At 58.3% G+C, this 4,504-nt stretch carries 3 protein-coding genes and 1 pseudogene; all 4 read right to left on the reverse strand.

What is annotated here, in order from left to right; genetic code table 11:
- Nucleotides 1-90: 90 nt before the first annotated feature.
- Nucleotides 91-1,740 (reverse strand): DNA repair protein RecN, encoded by a 1,650-nt coding sequence (gene recN, locus ACFDSS_RS13680; protein WP_375256280.1) that lies wholly within the window; start codon nucleotides 1,738-1,740, stop codon nucleotides 91-93.
- 39 nt (nucleotides 1,741-1,779) lie between these two features.
- Entirely contained in the window at nucleotides 1,780-2,631 is an 852-nt protein-coding gene (locus tag ACFDSS_RS13685; RefSeq protein WP_375256281.1) for an outer membrane protein assembly factor BamD, read from the reverse strand.
- A 133-nt stretch (nucleotides 2,632-2,764) separates the two neighbouring features.
- Nucleotides 2,765-3,682, reverse strand: a complete 918-nt coding sequence (lpxC, locus tag ACFDSS_RS13690) for a UDP-3-O-acyl-N-acetylglucosamine deacetylase (protein WP_375256282.1) — start codon at nucleotides 3,680-3,682, stop codon at nucleotides 2,765-2,767.
- 221 nt (nucleotides 3,683-3,903) lie between these two features.
- A pseudogene (locus tag ACFDSS_RS13695) lies at nucleotides 3,904-4,504 on the reverse strand (cell division protein FtsZ); the annotation flags it as partial.

The raw sequence follows: 4,504 nt of genomic DNA on the forward strand, positions 1-4,504 counted from the left end.
GGAGGTGAGTGGCCGTTCCACGTTTGTAAAGAGTGGGCTGGGTAACGGGTAATGGTTCAGGGCGTCGCGCCAGCGGCGCCCATCCATCATTTAAGGGGCGATCAAAACCCTTGCAGCTTCCCGCGCCGCATCTGTGATCCGATCGCCTGACAGCATTCTGGCAATTTCATCAACGCGCGCTTGCGCATCCAATGCGACAACGGTTGAACGTGTCTCATCCGCGTCCTGCTGTTTTTCCACACGCCAATGATGCCCACCAAGGGCCGCGACCTGTGGCGAATGTGTAACCACCAAAACTTGGCCACCCTGCGCCAGATCCGCCAAGCGCCGCCCCACGGCATCCGCAGTGGCACCACCAACGCCACGGTCAATTTCATCAAAGATCAGTGTCAGCCCATCTGTGGACTGTGTCAGGCAGACTTTCAGCGCGAGCAAGAAGCGGCTCAACTCGCCCCCTGACGCAATCTTATTCAGCGGGCCTGCCGGTGCGCCGGGATTGGTTGCGACGGTAAAGGCCACGGTGTCGATCCCTTCAGGTCCTGCATCCGCATCAGTCAAATGGGTCGCAAAAACCGCGCGTTCCATCTTTAGCGGTGCCAGCTCTTGGGCCATCGCAGCATCAAGCTCTCTGGCCGCCCGCAACCGCTTGTCCCGCAAGGACTTGGCCGCTGCGTCATAGGTACCCCGCGCTTGCGCCAAAGCCGCAGTGAGAACCGCCAGATCACGTGCACTATCATCCAGAACCGAAAGCCGCCGCCGCAAAGTCTGTGCAAAATCGGCAAGGTCATCAGCCAAAACACTATGCTTGCGCGCCAATCCCCGAATAGCAAAAAGACGTTCTTCGACGGCCTCCAACTCGGACACATCAAAAGACAACGCGTCCAAACAATCCGCGACACCGCTCTGTGCCTCGTCCAAAGCCAACAAAGCCCGCTCAATCGCTTCCATCGGCCCATCCAGACGCCCCTCAGCGGCTTCGACCACGCCTTGCAGCCATCGCGAAGCATCGCCGGTCATACCCTCTGCCCCGTTCAGACCGAGTGCCTCACCCGCTTTTGCAATATCCGCACGGATTTTCTCTGAGGCCTGCATGAACCTGCGTTGCGTATCAAGCTGGGCCTCTTCCCCCGCAGCAGGCGCCAAAGCGTCAAGCTCCCCTACGGCGTGGCGCAAATAATCTTCCTCAGCCCGCGCTTGCGCGATCCGCGACTCAGCCTCAGCCAGCGCATCGCGGGCTTGCGACCAAGCGCGCCATGCTGCACGGGTTTCTTTCAAATCCGCCTCAAGACCTGCATAGCTATCAAGCAATTGGCGATGCCCGCGTGGGTTCAGCAACCCGCGATCATCGTGCTGGCCGTGCAGTTCAACCAATGTATCGGACAGGCGTCGCAGAACTTCGCCACTGGCGCGGCGGTCATTGATCCATGCGGTCTTGCGGCCGTCCCGGGTATTGATACGGCGTAGGATCAATTCATCATCCAAAGCGATACCCGCGTCTTTCAACACCGCAATTGCCGGATGACCGTCGGGCAGATCGAACCATGCCGACACCTCGCCTTGGTCTGCACCCTGACGGACCAGTTCCGCACGCCCACGCCAGCCCAGCACGAACCCCAGCGCGTCCAGCAAGATTGACTTGCCCGCACCTGTTTCCCCCGTGAGCACGTTCAAACCCGGCTGAAACGCCAGCTCCAACCGGTCAATGATGAGCATGTCTCTGATATCTAGGCCGCGCAGCATATCAGTGCCCTTCGCCCATGGGACATGATCCCGACGTCTTTATAACCACTCACCGCGCACAACCTGCCGGTAGATCGATGCAACCCAATTGTCACCCACCGGATCGGCTGTCAGCCCCTGCCCGGTCAGCAAGGCAAAGCTGGCGGCGTACCATTCGCTGGATTGGTAGTTGTAGCCCAGAATAGCACCTGCTGTCTGGGCCTCATCAGTCAGGCCAAGCGACAAGTAGCTTTCAACCAGCCGGTGGAGCGCCTCTGGCGTATGCGTGGTTGTCTGGAAATCTTCGACGACTGTGCGGAAACGGTTGCTGGCGGCGATGTAATTGCCACGCTTGAGATAATAGCGCCCGATCTCCATTTCCTTCGCAGCCAAGTGATTGAACGCAAGGTCGAATTTCTGGATGGACGCGGCGGCATATTCGGTATCGGGGTACTGTTCGATCACGCGGCGCAGCGCTTGCAAGGCTTGAAATGTCAGGCCTTGATCGCGCCCGATGTCATCAATCTGGTCGTAATAGGACAATGCCAGAAGATAGGCCGCGTAGGCCGCATCTTGCTGGGTCGGATAGAAGTCCAGGTAACGTTGTGCTGCGGCACGGCTGTTGGGGTAATCGCGATCACGGTGATAAGCGAAGGCTTGCATAATCAATGCGCGCTCTGCGAATTCGGAATATGGATAAAGGCGTTCAATTTCGCCGAATGTGAAGGCCGCGTCATCTGGATCACCTTGCGCAATCTGCTGTTCACCGCGTTCAAAAATCGACTGCGCGGTCAATTCATCAAGCGGCTGGCCACTGCGTTCAAAAGCACCACAGCCCGCCAAGAGGGCCAAAGCAACCGTAAGCCCGATACGCGAAAAGACGCGAGGTGTATTATCCTGACTGGCTGACATAGATCGTCCTCACTCATACCGGCTTTGTCATATCAAGGCACCGATACGCCCTGTATGCGGTCGGTCTAACATAGAAAAATGAGGTGCAAAATGCCTTTTGCATCGGCCCGCGATCAACTGTCAGTGCAGTCGCTCAGGCAACGGCGTCCAGATCGGCCATGCTGACCCCGACGCCGGGCAAACGAGCGGTCGTTTTCGCATCGCAATCCACCCAACGCCAGGCGTCGGGCTGCGCAAAAAGGGCGCGCAGCAATGTATTGCTCAATGCATGGCCCGCCCGCTTGCCGGTATAGCGGCCCAATACTGGCGCACCGGCCGTGTATAGATCTCCCAATGCATCCAGCATCTTGTGACGCACCGCTTCATCACGGTGACGCAGACCTCCGGGTGTCAGCACCTTTGCTCCATCAACGACGACGGCGTTTTCGTAGCTGCCACCAAGCGCCAGGCCATTTGCGCGCATCATATCAACGTCAGCCGAGCGGCAGAATGTGCGGCTGTCGCAAAGCTCGCGCACAAAAGCGCCGTTGGCCATGTTCAACGTCTTCTTCTGGTGTCCGATGGCGGTATCGGCAAAGGCGATTTCAAAGTGGATTTGCAAACTCGTCGCAGGCCCAAGAGTTGCCGAGGCATCGCCATCGCTCACGCTGATCTCTTTGACGATCTCAATTGCACGCAGGGGTGCCGCAAGACGGGTCAAGCCCACTTCCACAATGCCACGCACAAAGCTTGCCGCACTTCCATCAAGGATCGGCACTTCGGGTCCATCAATATCGACGATTGCATTGTGGACACCGCAACCCGCCATCGCAGCCATCAGATGCTCTATCGTGGAGACGGTGACGCCAGCGGAATTGCCAAGGCGCGTGTTCAATGGCGAAACCGTCACGTAGTCCCAGCGCGCAGGCAATCGCGGCGTTCCGGTCACATCGATCCGGCGGAATACAATCCCTGTGTTGGCCGACGCTGGCCGCAACACAACGCGCACAGCCGCACCTGAGTGCAAGCCAGTGCCCTCAAAGGTGAGGTCAGATTTCAGCGTCGTTTGCACGTTCCAGCACTCCGGAAACTTTGTTTCGTTACATATCCAACTAGAATGCAGATGCAGCATTCTCAACTCACTCTTTGCGACGGACTGAAACATGATCTTTCACAAATAAAACGAGTATACAACTTCGCCCTACAACCCTTTGTAAACCATAAAAAAGGGCCGCTCGATGGCGACCCTTGTTCTCAGAATGACGTGGCGTTTAAATTTGCCACTGTGACCTTTCAGTTGGCCTGTCGGCGCAAGAATGCAGGGATTTCGATCTTTTCCTGCTCCGCATCGCGTTCAGGTTCCTGATGCAAAGCCGTTACTTGTGGCTGGGCACGAGATGGTTGCTGTGCCGTGTCTGCCTGCGTTCCGGTCATGCGGTTAATCAAAGAGTTGATTCCGAACCGCGGCTTGTCGGCTTCCGGTGCAGCCGCTACTGGCGCGGCCGCCTGTGGCTGGGTTTGGTTGTTTGGCACGCGGCTGACGGCGGCTTGCAGACGGGCCATTGCCTCTGGCGACGGCGTTCCAGGGGCCGCGGGTGCGCGCGGTGCGACGAAATTGTCTGCCTCTGCCATCACAGGCTCAGGGCGCGGTGCATAGGCGGGCGGTGGAAGATCATCCGCTGCAGCTGTTTGCGGCTCAGATGCTGCTATTGGCGTTGGCGCCGGTGTCTGTGCAGGTGCATCGAGGGATTCAAAAAGCGTCGGTGCAAGTGCCACGGTTTCGGCAGCGACGGCAGGTGTCACTTGCGCAGCCGGCTCACGTGCAGGCTCTGCTGCGGGCTCCAATGGTGCTGCCATTGAACGGCGTGGCGCTGGCGCGTCCATGTGACTGGCG

The sequence above is a fragment of the Yoonia sp. genome (genome assembly GCF_042093035.1).
Classification (GTDB): domain Bacteria; phylum Pseudomonadota; class Alphaproteobacteria; order Rhodobacterales; family Rhodobacteraceae; genus Yoonia.